14 protein-coding genes are annotated in these 21479 nt (G+C 36.1%); 10 read left to right on the top strand and 4 right to left on the bottom strand.

Going from position 1 to position 21479, the window contains the following annotated elements; all coding sequences use genetic code 11:
• Positions 1-23: 23 nt before the first annotated feature.
• The 4 genes from B0I22_RS14815 to metG all read right to left on the bottom strand — a co-directional run bounded on the left by B0I22_RS14815 (position 24) and on the right by metG (position 5649).
• Positions 24-1478, bottom strand: coding sequence for a sigma 54-interacting transcriptional regulator (locus tag B0I22_RS14815; RefSeq protein WP_133946165.1), 1455 nt, complete (start codon positions 1476-1478; stop codon positions 24-26).
• A 118-nt stretch (positions 1479-1596) separates the two neighbouring features.
• A complete protein-coding gene (locus B0I22_RS14820) occupies positions 1597-2736 on the bottom strand; it encodes a vWA domain-containing protein (RefSeq protein ID WP_133946166.1) in 1140 nt (379 codons plus the stop codon).
• 157 nt (positions 2737-2893) lie between these two features.
• Positions 2894-3559: a hypothetical protein gene (locus tag B0I22_RS14825; protein WP_133946168.1), complete on the bottom strand. Its 666-nt coding sequence runs from the start codon at positions 3557-3559 to the stop codon at positions 2894-2896.
• Positions 3560-3615: 56 nt separating this feature from the next.
• Positions 3616-5649 (bottom strand): methionine--tRNA ligase, encoded by a 2034-nt coding sequence (gene metG, locus B0I22_RS14830; RefSeq protein ID WP_133946169.1) that lies wholly within the window; start codon positions 5647-5649, stop codon positions 3616-3618.
• Between the two features lie 438 nt (positions 5650-6087).
• Between metG and B0I22_RS14835 the strand changes: the two genes are divergently transcribed.
• From B0I22_RS14835 to B0I22_RS14880, 10 genes are all read left to right on the top strand, one after another.
• Complete coding sequence (locus B0I22_RS14835) at positions 6088-8811, top strand: SusC/RagA family TonB-linked outer membrane protein (protein ID WP_133946171.1); 2724 nt, start codon at positions 6088-6090, stop codon at positions 8809-8811.
• An 11-nt stretch (positions 8812-8822) separates the two neighbouring features.
• A complete protein-coding gene (locus B0I22_RS14840) occupies positions 8823-10436 on the top strand; it encodes a RagB/SusD family nutrient uptake outer membrane protein (RefSeq protein WP_133946173.1) in 1614 nt (537 codons plus the stop codon).
• A 17-nt stretch (positions 10437-10453) separates the two neighbouring features.
• A complete protein-coding gene (locus tag B0I22_RS14845; RefSeq protein ID WP_133946175.1) occupies positions 10454-11581 on the top strand; it encodes a SusE domain-containing protein in 1128 nt (375 codons plus the stop codon).
• A 22-nt stretch (positions 11582-11603) separates the two neighbouring features.
• A complete protein-coding gene (locus B0I22_RS14850) occupies positions 11604-13064 on the top strand; it encodes a SusE domain-containing protein (protein WP_133946177.1) in 1461 nt (486 codons plus the stop codon).
• Between the two features lie 94 nt (positions 13065-13158).
• Positions 13159-15315, top strand: a complete 2157-nt coding sequence (locus tag B0I22_RS14855; RefSeq protein WP_133946178.1) for a glycoside hydrolase family 97 protein — start codon at positions 13159-13161, stop codon at positions 15313-15315.
• A 280-nt stretch (positions 15316-15595) separates the two neighbouring features.
• Positions 15596-16591, top strand: coding sequence for a bile acid:sodium symporter family protein (locus B0I22_RS14860; protein ID WP_133946180.1), 996 nt, complete (start codon positions 15596-15598; stop codon positions 16589-16591).
• Positions 16592-16688: 97 nt separating this feature from the next.
• Positions 16689-18536, top strand: a complete 1848-nt coding sequence (locus B0I22_RS14865; RefSeq protein WP_133946182.1) for a glycoside hydrolase family 13 protein — start codon at positions 16689-16691, stop codon at positions 18534-18536.
• Positions 18537-18543: 7 nt separating this feature from the next.
• On the top strand, positions 18544-19059 hold the full coding sequence (locus B0I22_RS14870; RefSeq protein ID WP_133946184.1) for a nuclear transport factor 2 family protein: 516 nt from the start codon (positions 18544-18546) through the stop codon (positions 19057-19059).
• Positions 19060-19083: 24 nt separating this feature from the next.
• Positions 19084-20466: an MFS transporter gene (locus tag B0I22_RS14875; protein WP_133946186.1), complete on the top strand. Its 1383-nt coding sequence runs from the start codon at positions 19084-19086 to the stop codon at positions 20464-20466.
• 148 nt (positions 20467-20614) lie between these two features.
• Complete coding sequence (locus B0I22_RS14880) at positions 20615-21331, top strand: pirin family protein (RefSeq protein WP_133946188.1); 717 nt, start codon at positions 20615-20617, stop codon at positions 21329-21331.
• Positions 21332-21479: the final 148 nt, after the last annotated feature.

The following is a 21479-nucleotide window of genomic DNA, read 5'->3' on the forward strand; positions in this document are numbered from 1 at the left end:
AGGCTGTTTTTTTAATTTACTAATTAACTCCTAAAAAACTGCCCAATCCCAGCAGATTCAAAACTAAAGGCAGAAGCATTCTCAGACTTATCCAATTTCTTACTGATGGTCAAAGCCCATAATACCAATTCTTTGCAGAAGTTTTTATCGTTGTTGTCTAATTCTGGGACGTTTTCTTCAATCAAAGTTGTCAAAGGTTTAATACTGTCTAGCTTTTTGTAGAATTCTTTGTCAGTGTCAGAATAGTTTAGTTCCAGATGATTGTTGTTGAACCATTGGATGATATCAGTATAAGGTGTTTTCAGGCCTTCTTTTTCTAATTTGGAAACTCGAGGGAAGAGACTTTCAAACTGAACCATCACTGCATCATCAATCAAGATTTTGGCAACATAATCCGCACCTTCTTGTTCGCCTTCATAAACCAATTCGATCTTACCTGTGATGGATGGAATAATCGACATAAAATCCAACAAACGAATATTGGTTTTATCAGAATCAGATTCTAATAATCTCAGTTTCGCAGCAGCAATAAGATTTTCCATTGCGCTAATGGTTAATCTTGCACTAACGCCGCTTTTGGCATCGACGTATTCACTCTCTCTGGCGGCAAAAGCGACTTCTTCCAAAAGGTTTCTCGCCAAATCCGGAACTTGGATTTTTGCTTTATCATCTTCAGAAATCAACGCTTCCTGCTCCGTAATTTGTCTTGCTAATGCGATGGTTTTCGGATAATGTGTGAAAATCTGAGAACCAATTCTATCCTTCAACGGAGTTACAATACTTCCTCTGTTGGTGTAATCTTCAGGATTTGCTGTAAACACAAACTGAATATCCAAAGGCATTCTCAATTGGAAACCTCGGATTTGAACATCGCCTTCCTGCAAAATATTAAACAAAGAAACCTGAATTCTCGCCTGCAAATCCGGTAATTCATTTAAAACAAAAATCGAACGGTTCGCTCTCGGAATCATTCCGTAATGTAGAACACGTTCGTCGGAATAAGGTAATTTTAAAGTTGCTGCTTTGATGGGGTCGATATCTCCAATCAAATCGGCGACATTCACGTCTGGAGTCGCCAGTTTTTCAAAGAATCTCTCCGAACGATGAACCCAAGAAATTGGCGTTTCATCCCCCAACTCAGCAATCACATCTCTAGCGAATTTTGAAATCGGCTGAAATGGACTGTCATTGATTTCGGAGCCTTTGACAATTGGCATATATTCGTCTAAAAGGTTAACCATACTTCTGGCAATTCTGGTTTTTGCCTGTCCGCGCAATCCCAAAAGATTGATGTGATGTCCAGCCAAGATTGCTTTTTTCAATTGTGGAATCACAGTGTCTTCGTAACCCCAAAGTCCTTCGAACACTGGTTCTTTAGCTTTGATTTTTGCAATCAGATTCGCTTGGATTTCCTGATTGATGGTTTTATCTGTGTATCCCGATTGTTTTAATTCTTTGAATGTTGTATCGTTCTTCATTTCTTTTACTAATTAATAATGTTTTTAATTCTCGCAGATTGGTCAGATTACGCAAATTATTTAGTTTAAAATTAATCTGCAAAATTTGTAAAATCAGCGAGAGAATATTTACTTTTTCTTAAATCCTTTTAATTCTATTTTTTTCGTAATCCTCAAAAATCATTTGCCCCAAATCGGAAAGTCCAGTCAGAAAGGCTTTTCCTTTGTTTTGAGCTGTGAAAGCTTTTACAAATTGTCTGAGGTAAGGATCCTGCGCAATCATAAAAGTGGTGATGGGGATTTTCAGTTTTCTGGCTTGTGCTGCCTTGTTGAGGCACTCAGAAACTATTTTTTCATCCAGACCCACGCTGTTCATATAATATTCGCCGGTTGGAAGTTTCAGACAACTTGGTTTTCCGTCGGTAATCATAAAGATTTGCTTGTTCGTATTTCGTTTTCTGCGGAGAATGTCCATCGCTAATTCCAGTCCCGCAACGGTATTGGTGTGATATGGACCGACCTGTAGATAAGGTAAATCCTTGATCTGGATTGGCCAGGCTTCGTTCCCGAAAACAATGATGTCTATGGAATCTTTCGGATATTTTCTTTTTATTAATTCTACCAAAGCCATCGCCACTTTTTTGGCTGGTGTGATTCGGTCTTCGCCGTAGAGAATCATCGAGTGGCTGATGTCGATCATCAAAACCGTGCTCATCTGCGCTTTGTGTTTGGTTTCTTCCACTATGAGGTCGTCCTCTGTCATCCGAAGATCAGAAATTCCGTGGTTGATTTGGGCATTTTTTAAACTCTCGGTCATATTCACGGTGGAGAGATCATCACCATATTGGAAGTTTCGGTTTTCACCATCGCGCTCGTCGCCCACGCCGGATTTTGTAGTTCTGTGATTTCCGATGCCGCTTTTTTTCAACTTACCAAAGATTTGATCCAATGCGTATTGTCGCAGGGCAGCTTCCAGTTTTGCGGTAAGAATATTCTTGCCTTTTCCCGTTCCAGTGTTTCCGTCTTCCGGATCTTCTTCTTTGATGTAACCTCGCTTTTTCAAATCTTCTTCGAAATCTTCCAACGTGTAGTCGTCTGTGAAAATATCGTATTCTTTATCAAGCATATCGAGCCAACTGAAAGCTTCTTCGATATCGCCGGAAGTATGCGTCAACAAATCTTTGAAAATGCCAAAAACCCTGTCGAAATTGGATATTTCTTCAGGTATATGTTTGCTGAAAGTAAAGCCTTGATGGAAATTAAAATCTCTATTTGTCATTACCTTGTCTTACTATTTTTAGAATAGACAAGTTAGGGAAATATTGCCACAACTAAGATCAATTGCAAATAGATAAATCTAATGAGAGTGATATAAAATGAAAATTTTTTGAACAGTAGAACAGTGAAATTATGAAGAAAAATATCGAGAAGTATCCTTATTTTAATAAGCCTACCAGAAAGTAAGAAGGCAAAAAGCCATTATAATTAATATAAATTAAGAATGATGCGAGTAAACCTATAATCGTGGGAATTACTAAAGAATCTGGTCTGTATGGAAGTTTTTTGATTGTTTCTATCCAAATGAAATAAAGTATCAAAAAACCTAAAATAGTGAAAAACACTTCAGGACTGAGTCTGTAACTTGTAATGTGGTTATTTGTTTTTATCTGATGCATCAAAGGAATCCCAAAGTGTTGCAAGATAGAAAACAGGATTCCAAGTATGATAATTCCGATTCCGTCTTTGTATTTTTTTATTTTGAAACAATTGAAACTCAATAAAAGCGCTCCAGAGATAAAGCCGAAGAAAACTCCAAAAAATAAGATTACTCCGCGTGAGTGAAGCATGATTGCATTTGGATCTTCTGTGATATGATCTTTTCCTATTTCCTGTTTTTCAATCTTTTCCGTTTCTTGACTGTCTTTTTTATTTAGAATAATTTCCTTAATTCGAAGTGTGTCTTCATCGGAAAAAATCCTGCCTCGTTCCTCTAAAATTTCAAAAGCTATCTGAACAGCTTCGGGAACAAAGCGGCTGTCTTCCTTCAAATATTTTTCCAGTTCAGAATCAGAAAGCTTTTTTAAAACATTTCGATTGACCATAAATTATAAAAAATGGGCACTCGAAAATGCCCATCTGTATATTTTTAATTTTAGAATTATCCTATTTCAATTCCGTTTTCCACAGTTTCATCCGGCGTTACGAAAGATAATTTTCCGTCTGGCTTTGTGGTTAGCAAAAACATCCCTTGAGATTCGATTCCTCGGATTTTTCTTGGCGCAAGATTTAGCAAAATCATTACTTGTTTTCCAATCAATTCTTCAGGAGAAAAACTTTCTGCAACACCAGAAACGACTGTTCTTACATCAACGCCTGTATCAACCGTGAATTTCAGAAGTTTGTCTGCTTTCTCTACTTTTTCAGCTGTTAAAATGGTAGCTGTTCTAAGGTCGATTTTAGAAAAATCATCAAATTGGATTTCTTCTTTCATTGGATTGGCGTTAGGATTTGTTTTTTTGTTGGATTGCTTTGTATTTTCTAATTTCTGAATTTGAGCTTCAATTACGTCATCTTCAATTTTTGAGAAAAGAAGAGACGCTTCGTTGATTTGATGTCCGGTTTCTATCAATACAGAATTAGTTTCCACATCATTCCAATCTGATTTTTGAATATTGAACATCGTCAATAATTTCTCAGAACTGAAAGGCATAAACGGTTCGCACAACTGTGCTAATGCAACAGCAATCTGAGCACCAACAAATAAAGAATGTGCTGCTTTTTCAGGATTGTCCTTTATGGTTTTCCAAGGCTCTTCTGTCTGCAAATATTGATTTCCGAAACGTGCCAAATTCATCAAAGCCGTCAAAGAATTTCTAAATTCATAGTTTTCCAAGAAACCTGAAATTTCTTTCGCTGATTTATTGATTTCTCCTAATTCAGGAGCATTAATATCACGTTGAGGAACAATTCCATCATAGTATTTGTGAATCAAAACCGCAACTCTGTTGATGAAGTTTCCGAAAATTCCCACCAACTCAGAATTATTCTTAGTCTGGAAATCTTTCCAAGTAAAGTTATTATCTTTCGTTTCCGGAGCTGAAGAAAGTAATGCATAACGCAAAACATCCTGCTGTCCTGGGAAATCTTCTACATATTCGTGCGCCCAAACAGCCCAGTTTCTGGAAGTTGAAATTTTATCGTTTTCAAGGTTCAAAAATTCGAAAGCGGGAACATTTTTTGGCATTTTGAAATCGCCGTGAGCCTTCATCATCGCCGGGAAAATGATGCAATGGAAAACAATATTGTCTTTTCCGATGAAGTGAACCAAATCTGATTCTTCGCTTTGCCAGTAATCTTTCCAGTCTTTTCCGTTTTTCTCTGCCCATTCTTTAGTAAAAGAAATGTATCCGATTGGTGCGTCAAACCAAACGTAAAGCACTTTTCCGTCTGCATTTGGAAGTGGAACGGGAACGCCCCAATTCAAATCTCTGGTCATTGCACGAGGTTTCAAACCGTCATTCAACCAAGATTTTACCTGGCCATAAACGTTGGGTTTCCAGTCATCTTTATGACCTTCGATAATCCATTCGTTTAGAAAATCTTCATATTCATTTAAAGGTAAATACCAGTTTTTGGTTTCCTTAAGAATAGGGACATTTCCACTCAACATAGATTTTGGATTGATCAATTCTGATGGCGAAAGAGTAGAACCACATTTTTCACATTGGTCGCCGTAAGCATTGTCGTTACCACAATTCGGGCAAGTTCCAACGATATATCGATCTGCCAAGAATTCATTGGCTTGCTCGTCAAAGTATTGCTCAGACATTTCTTCTGTGAATTTGCCTTTCTCGTACAAAACTTTGAAGAAATCCTGGCTTGTTTCAGAGTGGTTTTTAGAAGTCGTTCTGGAATATTCATCAAAAGAAATTCCCAAATCTGCGAAAGATTTTTTGATAATTCCGTGATATTTATCGACGATATCTTGAGGCGTGACACCTTCTTTTTTTGCTCTTATAGTAATAGGAATGCCGTGCTCATCTGATCCACAGATAAAAGCTACATCTTTTCCCGATCTTCTTTGGAATCTTGCGTAAACATCTGCAGGAATATAAACTCCCGCCAAATGCCCAATATGAACCGGTCCGTTTGCATAAGGCAAAGCCGCCGTAATCATCTTTCTGTTTGACATTTTTTAATTGAAATTTTGAGTTGCAAAAGTACAACTTTCCGCTTTAAAATCGATGGCGTTGTGATTTTATTAAATTGATGACGAATGTTAAAAAGCGTTCGAAAATCGGTAATCAGAATTTTAACATTTGTTTTTTTTAATTTCATTTTTCATTAATATAGGATTAATATTGGTTAATTTAGGAGTAAAAAACGCTAAACAATCGTTTAAAAAAACGTTAAAATTTCACATTTGTAGCAATTGTGTTAAATGTTTTAAGTTTCTGATTTGTAGCTAATTGAAATAAAAATAAATCATAATTGACCTGATTTAAATCGTCAAAATCTAAAAATTTAAAAATATTTTAACAGAATGATGAAATTTTTATAAATTGCAAAACGGGATTGTGTACAATTCTGAATTAAGAAAATAATATTAAACCTTAAAAATTTATTTTTTGTGAGAAACTATAATGTATTAAAAATTGCTCCTGCATTCTTATTGCTCGGATCAATGCTACATGCACAACAAACCACAGATACGGTGAGCAAAGAAACCGAGATCGAGCAGGTTGTGCTGATTGGTTATGGTAAGCAGAAGAAAACGGATCTTACGGGATCTATTACTTCTTTAACTACAGAAGACTTTAACAAAGGTGCGGTAACTACAGCAGAAGGATTGATAAATGGTCGTTCTTCTGGTTTGGTTATTACCCAATCGGGAACACCAGGTAGTGAAGCAACTATTAGAATTAGAGGAGGATCTTCTCTAAATGCGAGTAACGATCCATTATTAGTTGTGGATGGATTGCCTCTAGATGGAGTTTCTCTATCTACCATAAATCCTAATGATATTGAATCTTTCTCTATTTTGAAAGATGCTGCTTCTACTGCGATTTATGGATCTAGAGGTTCTAATGGAGTGATTCTAGTTACTACAAAAAAAGGTAGTAAAAAACTGAGAGTATCACTTAATGCTTTTACAACAGTTAATACGCTAGCTAAAAAAATTGATGTGTACTCTGGGGATCAATTCAGAGAAATTATTAATCAATATGCTCCAGAAAAAGCTTACTTACTGGGTACTGCAAATACTGATTGGCAAAAAGAAATTTTTAGAACTACTGTAACTACTGACATCAATGCTTCTGTTTCTGGAAGTTTGTTTGGGAAAGTGCCAACCCGTTTTTCTATAGATAATCTTGATAACTCGGGACTTTTAATGACTTCAAGATTTAGAAGAACTACGGCTAATCTTGCAATAAGTCCAAGTTTTTTCGATGACCATTTGAAGTTTAATATTACAGGTACATATTCTTATACTTTTAAGAATAATGCAAGTGAGGATGCTATTAAAAATGCAATTTCTTACGATCCAACAAAACCTGTTTATGATGCAAATTCCCCATTTGATGGATATACAGAATGGACAAGGGAAGATGCGGGTGTCTTAAAGACTTTTGGAGTGAGTAACCCTGTAAGTATGCTTAGAAATAGACATGATGTTCAGAATTTTAGAAGATTCTTTGGAAACGTAAATATGGAATATAAATTTCATTTTTTGCCAGAATTAAGATTAATCGTAAATGCTGGACTTGATAGTAAAGAATTGGATGGACACGTAACAACCAATCCTTATTCTAGAAATGGATATTTTTCAGTTGCGGGAGGTAATCCTAATTTCTATGGAGAAAATTCTTATTCGGATGAAAGTATTCTTAACAAAAACGGAAATGTTCAGTTAAACTATTCAAAGACTTTTGGAAAGTTTAATCTAGAAGCTATGGGAGGTTATGAGTATCAAAATTATCATAAAATAAGCTCCAGTTCGGGTAATACTTTGTTGTATTCTTTAGATCCTTCGAATAATTTTTATAATCCTGATACAAAACCAGATTTGAACCTTCAAGCATTTTTTGGGAGATTCAATTTTGGTTGGGATAACAAATACTTACTTACAATTAATTATAGAAGAGACGGATCTTCTCGTTTTAGCAAAAACAACAGATGGGGAGACTTTGGTGGTATTGCTGCTGCTTGGAAGATTTCCGAAGAAAGTTTCTTAAAAGGTAATTCTACACTTTCTGATTTGAAATTTAGAGCTAGTGTAGGTAAAACTGGTCAGCAAGATATTGGTAATTGGAGATATGATTACTTCAAAACTTATAATGTCTCTTCCACATTGTATTATCAATTAGGAAATGAATATTATCTTATTGCTAAGCCAAATGGATATAATGAAAATCTAAAATGGGAAGAGAGTTTGAAATACAACTTAGGTTTGGATTTTGGATTTGCTAATAACAGAATTAAAGGAACCCTAGACTTCTATATGGCGGATACAAAAGATCTATTATCAATTGTACCAGAAGGACCATTAGAAAATTTAAGAATTATAGGACCTCAAAACATTGGAAAATTACAATCAAAAGGTGTTGATCTAGGTTTGGATGTTAAAGCTGTAAGAAATGAGAGTTTTTCTTTGAACTTTAATTATAATGTCTCTTACAACAAAATGGAGATAAAAGAATTACAGGTTAATGGAGTTGATAAAGGAGGTGTTGGCTTAGGTGGTTTTGTTCAAACATTTAGAGAAGGTTATTCTCCATATGCATTCTGGGTTTATCAACAAGTTTATGACTCCAATGGAAGACCTGTTGAAGGTGCTTATGTAGATCGAAATGGTGATGGTGAAATAACATCTTCGGATAAATACAATTACAAAAAACCGCAAGCTGATGTGACAATGGGGCTAATGACTAATGCTACAATTGGTAAACATTGGGACTTTTCTATGGGATGGAGAGCGAGTTTAGGTAATTATGTATATGATCAGATTTCTGCTGATAGATCTCAAATGAATCATATTAACAATACTGTAGATAATAATATCAATAATGCACCAGTAGATTTTAATAGTACTCGTTTTACGGAGGCTAATAAAGTGTCAGATTACTATATCAAGAATGGTAATTTCCTAAAACTTGATAATCTTACTGTAGGTTATACTTTTACAAATTTTATGGGTAATAACGCTACTTTCAGAGTGTATGGTGCTGCTCAAAATGTATTGATAATCACAAAATACAAAAATTTAGATCCTGAGGTATTTAATAATGGTATGGATAACTCTATCTATCCAAGAGCAAGAATGTTTACTTTGGGAATCAACGCTAATTTTTAAATCTACTTAAAATGAAAATTAAGAAACTAAATATATTTAAATTAAGAAACCTAGCTATTGCAGGCGTATTTTTCTTAACAACAACTTCATGTTTGAATGATCTTGATGTATCTGTAAATGATGATGAACTATACACATCGGAGCAATTTTATTCCAATCCAGCTTCATACAAACAATTTTTAGCAAAAATCTATGCAGGTTTATCCGTAACTGGTCAACAATCGGGAAATGGGCAATCAGATTTAGGCTCTGAAGATGATGGTGGACCAAATGAAGGTTTTTCTCAATATCTTCGAGGATATTGGCAATTGCAAGAATTGACTACTGATGAAGCGATAATTGCTTGGGGAGAAAGTGATAATCCAACGATTAGAGATCTTAACTTCAATACTTGGAATGCGGATAATGTCTTCAATGAAGCATTTTTTGCTAGAGTGTTTTTCCAGGTAGGCTTAGTGAATGAATATCTAAGAGAAACGACAGATGAAAAATTGAGCTCAAGAGGTGTTTCGGAAGATTTGAAAAATCAAATTAAAACTTATAGAGCTGAAGCAAGATTTTTAAGAGCATTGACTTATTATCACGCAATTGATATTTATGGAAAAATGCCTTTTGCAACAGAAAATGATGCATTAGGAACTAAACCAATTATGCAATCGAGAGAATTTATGTTTAATTATGTTATTACTGAATTAAATGCCTTAGAAGCCGACCTGCCAGCACCCAAAATGAACGAGTATGGTAGAGCTGATAAAGCTGCTGTATGGATGCTTAAAGCGAAATTATATCTCAATTCAAAAGTATACACAGGAGCGGATAAAAGTACTGAAGCTTTAACAGAGGTAGAAAAAGTAATTGGATCGTCATATAAAGTAGCACAAATTCCTTATTCTAATCTTTTTAAGGCTGATAATAATACAAATGGAGCTCAAGATGAAATTATTTTTCCAATAAATTTTGACGGAGTTAAAACTAGAACATATGGAGGAACTACCTACCTTATCCATGCAAGCTGTACAAATGAAGTCGGTGCAACATTAGGAATAGACTTTGGATGGCAAGGATTTAGAGTTCGCCAAGAATTCATGCAAACCGTTGGAAATACAGATCCAAGAGTTATGAAGGTTTTAGGCAGTACAGATCCAGAATTTATATCAGATTATTCCAAGTTTGAACAAGGAACTAAATTAATTAAATTTTCAAACAAAACATCTACTGGAGCAAACGGAAGTGATCTTAATTTTACAGATGCAGACTTCCCTTTATTTAGAATGGCAGATGCTTACTTAATGTACGCAGAATTAGCGGTTGTAAATGGTAAAGGTAGTATGGCAAATGCATTAACTTATATCAATGCACTTAGAACCAGAGGTGGATCTGCAACTGTTTTACAATCTGCTTTAAATGCTGATTTCATACTAGCAGAACGTGCAAGAGAATTATACTGGGAAGGTTATAGACGTCAAGACTTAATTCGTTTCGGTAAATATACATCAGGGTATAACTGGCAGTGGAAAGGCGGTAGTATCAATGGAAACAGTCTTCCAGAGTACAGACAAGTATTCCCAATACCAAACAAATATCTTAATCTCAATAGTAATCTTTCTCAAAATACAGGGTATTAATTTTAAAGATTTAAAAAATGAAAAATTATAATATATATAAATTTTTCTTCGCAATAGTAGTATTTCTAGGTATTATATCTTGCGAAGAAAGGGAAGAACTTGTTATTGATTCCACAGGTTCTCCAATTGTAATGGATTTGTCTAAAGAATCGGTTTTTCTTGATGGTAATTTTCCAAACAATCCAGCTTTAACAGTTAACTGGGAAGCAGCGAGCTATTCAATTCCAACAGAGGTTAATTATATCATTGAAGCTTCTAGCACGGAAAATTTTACAGAACCTTATGTCTTAGGGACATTTGGGCAGTCTGTTAAATATGCAACTTTCACTGCTGTTCAAATGAATAATGCAGCCGCAGGGATTGGATTACCTGCAAATGTTGCGGGGAAGATGTATCTGAAAATTAAGTCTTACATTGGAACAACTCAACAATTACAACAAGAATCCAATGTAACATCTGTAATGGTAACCCCTTATAAACTTGTATATCCAGATTTCTTTCTAGTAGGTGAAGCTTCTTATGTTGGATGGACAGCAAGTGCTGCACAGATTCTTCATAAGTCTGAAAATGAGTCTATTATCTATACATATCTAGAAAAAGATAAAAATTTTAGATTTCTTGGTCAACAAGATTGGAATCCAATTAATTACAGTATAGATGATGCAACAACAGATGCTGGAAACAGATATTTCAAACAAGTCTCTTCAAATATTACTGTAGCAGATCACGAGAATATGAAGTTTGGTGGTGAATCAGGTATTTATAAAGTTGTTATTGATGCAGATAAAACTGTTCAGTCTTTAAAAATTACAGCTTCACCTATTTTAGCTTTTGATATTCCACAAGTTTATCTTGTAGGGAATGTAGCAGGTGTAAACTGGACTGTAGAAAGTGCGGTGGCTATGACAAAAACGGGAGCTGGAGTATTCGAATTTACAACTACTTTACCTGCCGATGCTGAGTTCAAATTCTTAGGACAGCAATCTTGGGGAGCTCTTGATTGGGGGAATATCTCGTCAACTGGTAATACCGGATTTTTAGGACCAAAGGATGATAACGGTAATATTAAATTCGCAGGAGACGGAGGATCATACAAAATTACAGTAAATATCAAAGCTGGTATTTATACTATTGTTAAACAATAATTTTCAGTTTAATTTTTAGAATATGAAAAATTTATTAAAACTATTATTTGCATCAATTCTTGTTTCAATCTTGTTTGTAGCTTGTGACAACGATGCTGATAGAGATTGGACAACGCCCGAAGCCAGTTTCAAACTATATGATACAACATTAGGTAGCAATGTCTTGTACGAGACAATGAAAAACAATCCTTTTGTACTGAGTTGGGATAAGACAAGTTCTTCAGATTATACTATTGTATTTTCTACCACCGAAGATTTTGCCAATAAAATTACTTTAGGGACATCTACTACCAATACTTTTACCACAACTATTGGAGATATTAACAGCAAGTTTCTTTCAGCTGGCATGTCTCCATTTTCATCATCCGCTGTATATGTAAGAATAGAAGCAGGATCTGAAGTTTCTAATGTAATATCTTTTGCAATTACACCTTATCCAATTGCAGGACCGGTTATTACAGCTCCTACAAACGGAAGTACTATTGTTCTTAATTCTTCTGATCAATCAGCAATTGCGACAACTATTACTTGGAGTGATTATTCAAAATATGGTGCAACAGTAAAATATCTTGTGGAAATAGCTAAGAAAGGATCGTCAGATTTTGTTTCTTTAGGAGAGGTGACAATTCCAATTCCAAATCCGGATAACATTACAAGATCTTTAGCAATTTCTAATAAAGATCTAAATACGGCAGCTCTTAATGCTGGCGCAGTAGTAAATGTGGAAACAGAGTTAGATTTTAGAGTAACTGCCAAAACAGAATTTTCTACACCAGGTATTGAATTAATATCTGAAGTTTCAACTGCAAAATTAACTACATATCAAGTAGATTATCCAGATTTCTTTCTAGTTGGTGGTGCGAGCGCTGTTGGTTGGAATGCTTCTGGAGCTCAGAAATTGCACAAGCATGATAATATTTCAGAAATCTATACTTATTTGCAACCAGACGAGTTCAGATTCTTAGGTCAGGCAGATTGGAACCCGATCAATTATAGTATGGATGTGGCAGGTATCAAAGATAATTACAAATACTTCAAAACTGTTTCATCAAACATCGTGAAAGGCGGTGGAGATGAGAATATGAAATTAACAGGAACAGCAGGTATTTACAAAGTTGTCATTGACGCAGATTTTGGAGTTAAATCTCTTACTGTGACGCCTACAACAGCTTCTTGGGATATTCCAAACCTTTATCTAGTTGGTTCTTTGCAAGGTTGGAGTGATTCTACCGCTGAAGCTTTCAGTCCAATTGGAAATGGTAAGTTTGAAATGATAAGAGAAATTCCTGATGGAGCAGAATTTAAATTCCTAGGCCAGCAAAATTGGACTGGTAAAGAATGGGGTAATATCCACGCTGTAGGTAACACAGGTTTCTTAGGTCCAAATGGAGATAACAACAATATCAAATTCGATGGAGGAGGTACTTTCTACACAATCACTGTTGATTTGAAAATGGGAACTTACACAATCAAACCGATATAGTAAATTGATATTAAAATATCTAAAAGTGTTGCCAATGTGCAACACTTTTTTTATATTGTAGTCATATATAAACCTTAGAAATAAATTTAGTCAAATGAAAAAATTCACCATTGGAGCAGCTTTGCTTACTATGATGTTTAATGGAGTTTATGCCCAAAGTCTAAAATCTCCAGACGGAAAATTTGAGATGAATTTCCAACTGAAAAACGGCGTTCCAGTTTATAATTTAAAGTATAACGGAAGTGTCGTAGTAGAAGATTCAAAATTAGGAATTAGATTGTTCAAAGATTCGTCTATCAAGTTCGCTTCCGAGATTGCAAAACCGGAAGACGCAAGTTTTGACCTGAATAACGGCTTTACAAAAACAGCCGAAAAAAGAGATTCCAAAAACGAAACTTGGCAACCAATTCTTGGCGAAAAGAAAAATTATATCAACCATTATAATGAGTTAGCATTAACATTGAATCAAGCTTCTTCTGACAGAAGTATTATTGTGAAATTCAGATTGTTCAATGACGGATTAGGTTTCAGATACGAGTTTCCTCAGCAGAAAAATCTTAATTATTTCGTCATCAGAGAAGAAGATTCTGAAATAGATTTTCCAACAGATATGAAAGCTTGGTGGATTGTTGCAGACTACGATTCTCAGGAATATCAATACCAGACCACAAAAATCTCCGAGATTCCAACGCAATGGCCAAAAGCTTATGACTCAAATGCGTCTCAGACCTTGATCAAAAATGCAGTTCAGTCACCTTTGATGTTGAAAAAAGAAGGTAAAGAACCACTTTACGTAAACGTTGGTGAAGCTGCAGTTCTGGATTATCCGGCTTCTCATTTGGAAGTAGATGCTCAGAATTTCAAATTCAAAACGCATTTGACGGCTGACAGACAAGGCGCAAAAGCTTACGTTCAAACACCATCTACTACGCCTTGGAGAACCATCATCGTTTCGCCAAAAGCGGAAGTGGTAATGGATTCCAAAATGATGTTCAACCTGAACGAACCTACAAAATACAAAGACACGTCTTACATCAAACCAACCAAGTATATGGGCGTTTGGTGGGAAATGATCATCGGAAAATCCCAATGGGCATACTCCACAGCAGAAAATGTTCACATCGATAAAACCGATTTCTCAAAACTGACACCCAACGGAAAACACGCTGCCAACAATACAAAAGTTAAAGAATACATCGATTTTGCATCAGCAAACGGTTTCCAAGGCTTGTTGATAGAAGGTTGGAACACAGGTTGGGAAGATTGGTTCGGACATTCCAAGGAATTCGTTTTCGATTTCATCACGCCATATCCAGATTTCGACATCAAAATGTTAAATGAGTACGCACATTCCAAAAACGTAGATTTGATAATGCATCACGAGACATCTGGCTCCGCAACCAACTACGAAAGATGGGCAGACAAAGCTTTCCAATTGATGAACAAATACGGTTACAAATCTGTGAAAACTGGCTATGTGGGCGACATTATTCCAAGAGGTGAACACCATTATTCGCAATGGACCAACAACCATTATTACAGAATTGCTGAGAAAGCAAACGAGTACAAAATTATGGTCAACTCGCACGAATCTGTGCGTCCGGGCGGAGAAAGTAGAACCTATCCAAACTGGATTTCTGCAGAAGCAGCACGTGGAACAGAGTATGACGCTTTTGGCGGCAACAATCCAGACCACCACGTTATTTTGCCATTTACAAGATGGATGGGCGGATCTATGGACTACACGCCAGGGATTTTCCAAACCAAGTTAGATTACTACTTCCCAGGCGACAAGCGTTTCGTGAAAACCACGTTGGCAAAGCAGTTGGCACTTTATGTAACGATGTATATGCCTTTGCAGATGGCGGCAGATTTGCCAGAGAATTATGCGAAACATATGGACGCTTTCCAGTTTATCAAAGATGTGGCGGCAGATTGGGATGATACCAAAATATTGTCCGCAGAACCAGGCGAATATGTTCACACAGCAAGAAAAGCAAAAGGAACAGACAACTGGTTTGTAGGTGGAATTACTGATGAAAACGCCAGAGATTACACCGTAGATTTTTCTTTCCTAGACAAAGGTAAAAAGTACGAAGCAACTGTTTACGAAGACGGAAAAGATGCAGATTATGAGAAAAATCCGCAGAGTTACAAAATCTACAAAAAAACAGTTGACAGCAAAACAAAATTGCCAATCCATTTGGTAAGAAGCGGTGGTTACGCCATCTCTTTGAAACCGATAAAATAATAAAAATTCCCCTTCCCTGAAGGGGAGATTTTCGAACTTGTTCGGAAATTGGGGGTAGTTTTTTCAGGAGCTTAATCCCGCTATCCGCTGTATCTTTTTTGTTTTATTAATTTTTGTCATCAAATCCAGATTTTTACAAAAACAAAAAAGGATGCCGCTACTATCGGGGCTATGGGTTTCCAAAACCAAACAAAACTTTGTCAAATCGAAGATTCGGCGTAGCCAAAGTTTAACGCTTTGACAAAGTTTTTTTTCTCAATTTTTCTCCAAATCCTATAATATGAACTGGATTTCCAAACTTTTCAACAAACAAAATACCTTTCTTTTCCTTTTGATAGGAATGGTCATATTGGCGAAAGTCATTCCGTTCCAAGAATCTTATAATCAATATTTTAATCTTTCAGGATTCATAGATTGGGGAATTGCAGGGATTTTCCTGCTTTATGGACTCAAACTAAATCTCAAAGAAGTCGTAAAAGATGTCTCCAACTGGAAACTGCACTTGCTGATTCAGTCGGGAACTTTCATTATTTTTCCATTGTTGGCGTTGATGTTTTATCCGTTTTTGAAAGATACATCGTATTACAATATTTGGCTTTCAGTTTTCTTTTTGGCAAGTTTGCCTTCCACAGTTTCATCTTCCGTGGTAATGGTTTCCATTGCAAAAGGAAATGTCACGTCAGCAATTTTCAATGCTTCAATTTCCGGAATTATAGGCATCGTAATGACACCACTTTTGATGAGTTTTTTCCTAATCAAAAATGGAGAATCTGGCGACCAAGGCGAGATTATTCAACAATTGCTACTCAAAGTTTTGTTGCCAATCATTTTAGGAATTTTATTCAACCCGATTTTCAAAAAATGGGTAACAAAATATGCCAATATCATTTCAGAATTTGACAGACTGATAATTTTGTTGATTGTTTACGAAAGTTTCTCGCACGCATTTATAGAAAATATTTTTGTTGCAGTTCCAGCATTTGTATTCTTAGCGTTGGCATTTAGCGTTGTCTTTTTGTTTTTCGCGACCTATTACATTCTGAAATTCATTGCAGAAAAACTGAACTTCAAACCGAAAGATGTCATCACAACAACCTTTTGTGGTTCAAAGAAATCCTTAGTTCACGGGAGTTTGTTTCTATTGGTTTTAGGAATTCCGGATGAGCAAAAAGTTTTGTTTTTGTTGCCGGTAATGATTTACCACAGTTTTCAATTATTCTACGTAAGTTGGCTTGCTAATAAATTGGCGAAAAGAGCAGAACTTGTTGAGATTTAATTTTAAAATTAATCTTAATAATCAATATTTTAGCAACCAATTTTTTATTTAAATTTAATATAGACCTTAAAAAATATTCACTCAAAAAATTGACATTATGAAAAAAATAATAACAATTTCTTCACTAGTGTTTTCATCCGTTTTCTATTCTCAGGTTCAGAAAGTAGAACCTGCATTTTGGTGGAGCGGAATGAAGAATCCTGAACTTCAACTTTTAGTTTACGGAAAAGACATTCAAAATCTTCAACCCGAATTCTCAACCGGAATCAAAATCAAAGAAGTCAAAAAAGTAGAAAATCCAAACTACCTTTTTGTGACAATCGATACAAACGGCGTTCAACCAGGAAAAACAAAATTGAACTTCAAAAACGCAAACAAGACCGTTAAAACCATTGATTACGAATTCAAACAAAGACAACAAAACTCGGCGAGCAGAGATTCTTACACGTCTTCTGATGTGATGTATCTCATTATGCCAGACCGTTTCGCCAATGGAAATCCGAAAAATGACAACACGCCAGACACTGCGGAAAAAGCAGACAGAAGCAAAACCGGCGGTCGCCACGGTGGAGATATTGCCGGAATTGTGAAAAATCTGGATTATCTGCAAGAATTAGGAATTACCACGATTTGGAACACGCCGTTGCTGGAGGATAACGAGCCAAGTTTTTCTTACCACGGCTACGCACAAAGCGATTATTACAAAATCGACCCTCGCTACGGAACTAATGAAGATTACAAAAATCTGGCAGATGAACTTCACAAAAGAAAAATGAAATTGGTGATGGATTATGTGACCAATCACTGGGGTTCAAAAAGTTGGATTATCAAAGATTTGCCTGCGAAAGATTGGATTCACCATTGGGCTGGTGGAAAAGATGGTTTCCAGAGAAGTAATTACAGAATGACAACGCAGTTCGATACCAACGCTTCAAAAGTGGATGAAGCGGCTTGTATGGACGGCTGGTTTGATACCACGATGCCGGATATGAACCAAAGCAATCCTATGGTTGTAAATTATATGGCTCAAAATGCGATTTGGTGGATAGAATATGCTGGTTTGGATGGTTTCCGTGTAGATACCTATTCTTACAACGATAAAAAAGGAATCGCCGATTGGACAAAAAAAATTACGGATGAGTATCCAAAATTCAATATCGTAGGAGAAGTCTGGATGCACGATCAGGCTCAGATGTCTTATTGGCAAAAGGATTCCAAGATTGCGGCGATAGAAGGTTACAATTCCTATTTGCCTTCTGTGATGGATTTTACGATGCACGACGCTCTTGGTCAGGTTTTCCGTGAGGATTCAGGTTGGGATTCTGGGATGCAGAGAGTTTATGATAATCTGGCGAATGATTTCCTTTATCCGGATATCAATAATCTTTTGGTTTTTGCTGAGAATCACGATACAAATAGATTCAACCAGATTTTCCCGAATGTTGCAGATTACAAACTGGCGATGAGCTTAATCCTAACAGTTCGTGGAATTCCACAATTGTATTACGGTTCCGAGATTGGAATGGCTGGCGATAAAAACAATGGTGGCGATGGCGAAATCAGAAAAGACTTCCCAGGCGGTTGGGCTGGCGATGCAAACAATGCTTTCACAAAATCTGGAAGAACGGCTTCTCAAAATGAATACTTCGATTACACCAAAAAACTTCTGAACTGGAGAAAAGGAAACGAAGCAGTTCATACCGGGAAAACTTTGCATTATATCCCGAATGACAATGTTTATGTTTATTTCCGATATACAGATAACAAACGCGTAATGGTTGTCATCAACAATAATAAAAAAGATCAGAACCTAGATTTGAAGCGTTTTTCTGAAGGTATCAAAAACTTTACAAAAGGAAAAGATATCATCTCTGACAAAGATTTTGATTTGAAAACAAATTTGTCTGTCGCTGGAAAATCTTCATTAATTTTAGAGCTTAAATAAAATTAAAATGAAAAAAATAATTTCACTTTTCATCCTGACTTTTTTAATATTTTCAGGTTCAATTTCTGCCCAGAAAAAAGGCTTTTACGAAAATGTTCAGAAAAAGAATATCAATAAATTATTGGATGACCTCAATGTTTTGGCAGCGAATGCAGAGTTCGAAAAATATTTCGAATGTTTTGCAGAAGAATCTCAATACATCGGAACAGATGCGACGGAAGTTTGGACGAAAAAAGAATTCAAAGACTGGTCAAAACCATACTTCGACAAAAAGACAACCTGGAATTTCAAATCCTTGAAACGAAATATTTTTTTCAGCAAAGACGGAAATTACGCTTGGTTTGATGAGATTCTGGATACTCAAATGAAAATCTGCAGAGGCTCCGGCGTGGTAGAAAAAATCAACGGAAAGTGGAAAATCAGACAATACGTTCTCTCAGTTACAGTTCCAAATGATGTCGTGGATGAAGTGACAAAAATCAAAGCACCGATTGAAGATGCATTGATTCAGAAATTAAAGTAGACCTTAAAAACCTTAAAATAAACAATGACAAAAAAAATTAAACCAAATCTTTCCATTGCTCAGATTATCAATATGAGTATGGGATTTTTGGGAATCCAGATGGCATTTGGATTGCAAAACGGAAACGCGAGCCGTATTCTCGCAAACCTTGGAGCTGACGTTCACGAACTTTCTTGGTTTTGGTTGGTCGCGCCGGTTACAGGATTGATTGTCCAGCCAATTATTGGGCATATGGGAGACAACACTTGGAGTCCGCTTGGTCGCAGAAAACCGTACTTTTTGATTGGTGCGATTTTATGTGCCATCGGATTGGTTCTCCTTCCGAATGCTGCGTCCGTCACACATATGATTGCCGCAAATGTTTTATTGCTTGCTGTGATTTTCCTTGCAATGATGGACTTTTCCGTAAACATAGCAATGGAACCTTTCCGAGCTTTGGTTGGCGATATGTTGCCAAAACATCAAGGAACGTTAGGTTTTTCAATCCAAACCATTTTGATTGGAATTGGAGCGGTGATTGGTTCAGAAATGCCAAACTGGTTAACTAAATTAGGAATCTCTAATGTTGCGCCAGAAGGTTATGTTGCGGACAATGTGATTTATGCATTTTATGTTGGTGCCACAGTTTTGATTGTTTCAATTCTCTACACGATTTTCACAACCAAAGAATATTCGCCACAGGAATTTGCAGAGTTTGAAGGTGGAAAAGACGTGGTGGAAGAACCCTCAAAATTTTCTGATATGTTTAGAGATTTTGCAAACATTCCAAACCTAATGAAAAAATTAGGAATTGTACAATTCTTTTCTTGGTTTGCGCTTTTCACGATGTGGGTTTTTACCACAAGTGCTTTGGCGACTCATCATTTCGGGCTTTCTCCGGAAGACACAAAATCCGTTGACTTTAACAAAGCTGGAGATTTGACAGGACATTTATTCGGTTTATATAATCTTTTCGCGATTCCATTTGCATTTTTGTTAACGCCTATTGCAAAAGCGATTGGAAAAAAACAAACCCACGCTTTGGCTTTAGCAAGTGGAGGTTTAGGTTTGATTTCTATGTATTTCATCAAGGATACATCGATGCTGTGGATTTCGATGATAGGTTTAGGATTTGCGTGGGCAAGTATTTTAGCAATGCCTTACGCAATGTTGATAGATGCGATTCCACAAAGGAAAATGGGCGTTTATATGGGGATTTTCAATTTCTTTATTGTAGTTCCACAGATTATCAATGGTATTTTCGGAGGACCAATTGTTTCTAATATTTTTGGGAAAATGGCGATAGATTATGTTGTGGTTGGAGGAGTTTGTATGTTGTTAGGAGCAATTATCACTTTGGCTTTTATCAAATCTCAAGATGAAACACCAAAAGAAATCGAAGAAGAAATCCAACAAGTTCATTTTTAAGAACTGTCACACTGAGCTTGTCTAAGTGCTCATATATAAAAATCCGCCACAGTGCGGATTTTTTCGTTCTTACCGTACATCAATGCGCAAGGTTTTTGAATTGATGAAATTTGTGGAACAAAAATCAACAAACAAATTATCATCAATTATGAAAACAGTATATCACAGCGCAGACAGCAGAGGCAAAGCCAATCACGGATGGTTGAAAAGCAATCACACATTTAGTTTTGCTAAGTATCACAATCCAGAAAGAATGAACTTCGGTGTTCTTCGTGTTTTGAACGACGATTTTGTGGAAGGCAGTATGGGATTTGGCAGACATCCACATAGAGATATGGAAATTATTTCTATTCCATTGGAAGGCGAGTTGCGCCACGGCGACAATATGGGCAATTCCGGGATTATTAAGAAAGGCGATATTCAGGTAATGTCAGCCGGAACTGGAATTATGCACAGCGAAGAAAATGCGACGGAACAACCCGTGAAATTCTTGCAAATCTGGATCATCCCAAACAAAACCGATGTTACACCAAGATACGACCAAGTCAATATCGAGGAAAATTCTGTCAAAAATGATTTCCAACAAATCTTATCTCCCAATGCAGATGATGCGGGCGTTTGGATTCATCAAGACGCTTGGTTCAACTTAGCGAAATTTGACAAAGGTTTTTCCAAAGAATATAAAATCAACAAATCTGGAAACGGAGTTTACGCTTTTGTTATCAAAGGAAAAGTGAAAATCGGCGAACAAATTTTGGATGACAGAGACGGATTCGGAATTTGGGATGCAGAAAGTTTTGTAATGGAAGCTCAGGAAAATTCAGAAATATTATTGATGGAAGTTCCAATGCAATTGCCAAATTAAATTAATAATTTATTAAATATTTAAGAAATTACAGCAAAAAGGGTATAACATTTGTCCTCAAAAAAACTTAAATTCGCAGTTTAAAAAGTAAAACTGAAAAACGGATGAAACGCTCACGTTTAATTTCTTTTTGAAACAGAAATAAGAT

The organism is Epilithonimonas xixisoli (assembly GCF_004365655.1).
Taxonomy (GTDB): domain Bacteria; phylum Bacteroidota; class Bacteroidia; order Flavobacteriales; family Weeksellaceae; genus Epilithonimonas; species Epilithonimonas xixisoli.

Bases quoted from the DNA above. Each gene is read 5' to 3' on its own strand.
- B0I22_RS14815 (WP_133946165.1), bottom strand. From the start codon at position 1,478: ATGAAGAACGATACAACATTCAAAGAATTAAAACAATCGGGATACACA.
- B0I22_RS14820 (WP_133946166.1), bottom strand. From the start codon at position 2,736: ATGACAAATAGAGATTTTAATTTCCATCAAGGCTTTACTTTCAGCAAA.
- B0I22_RS14825 (WP_133946168.1), bottom strand. From the start codon at position 3,559: ATGGTCAATCGAAATGTTTTAAAAAAGCTTTCTGATTCTGAACTGGAA.
- B0I22_RS14880 (WP_133946188.1), top strand. From the start codon at position 20,615: ATGAAAACAGTATATCACAGCGCAGACAGCAGAGGCAAAGCCAATCAC.
- B0I22_RS14860 (WP_133946180.1), top strand. From the start codon at position 15,596: ATGAACTGGATTTCCAAACTTTTCAACAAACAAAATACCTTTCTTTTC.
- B0I22_RS14845 (WP_133946175.1), top strand. From the start codon at position 10,454: ATGAAAAATTATAATATATATAAATTTTTCTTCGCAATAGTAGTATTT.
- B0I22_RS14855 (WP_133946178.1), top strand. From the start codon at position 13,159: ATGAAAAAATTCACCATTGGAGCAGCTTTGCTTACTATGATGTTTAAT.
- B0I22_RS14840 (WP_133946173.1), top strand. From the start codon at position 8,823: ATGAAAATTAAGAAACTAAATATATTTAAATTAAGAAACCTAGCTATT.
- B0I22_RS14875 (WP_133946186.1), top strand. From the start codon at position 19,084: ATGACAAAAAAAATTAAACCAAATCTTTCCATTGCTCAGATTATCAAT.
- metG (WP_133946169.1), bottom strand. From the start codon at position 5,649: ATGTCAAACAGAAAGATGATTACGGCGGCTTTGCCTTATGCAAACGGA.
- B0I22_RS14850 (WP_133946177.1), top strand. From the start codon at position 11,604: ATGAAAAATTTATTAAAACTATTATTTGCATCAATTCTTGTTTCAATC.
- B0I22_RS14865 (WP_133946182.1), top strand. From the start codon at position 16,689: ATGAAAAAAATAATAACAATTTCTTCACTAGTGTTTTCATCCGTTTTC.
- B0I22_RS14870 (WP_133946184.1), top strand. From the start codon at position 18,544: ATGAAAAAAATAATTTCACTTTTCATCCTGACTTTTTTAATATTTTCA.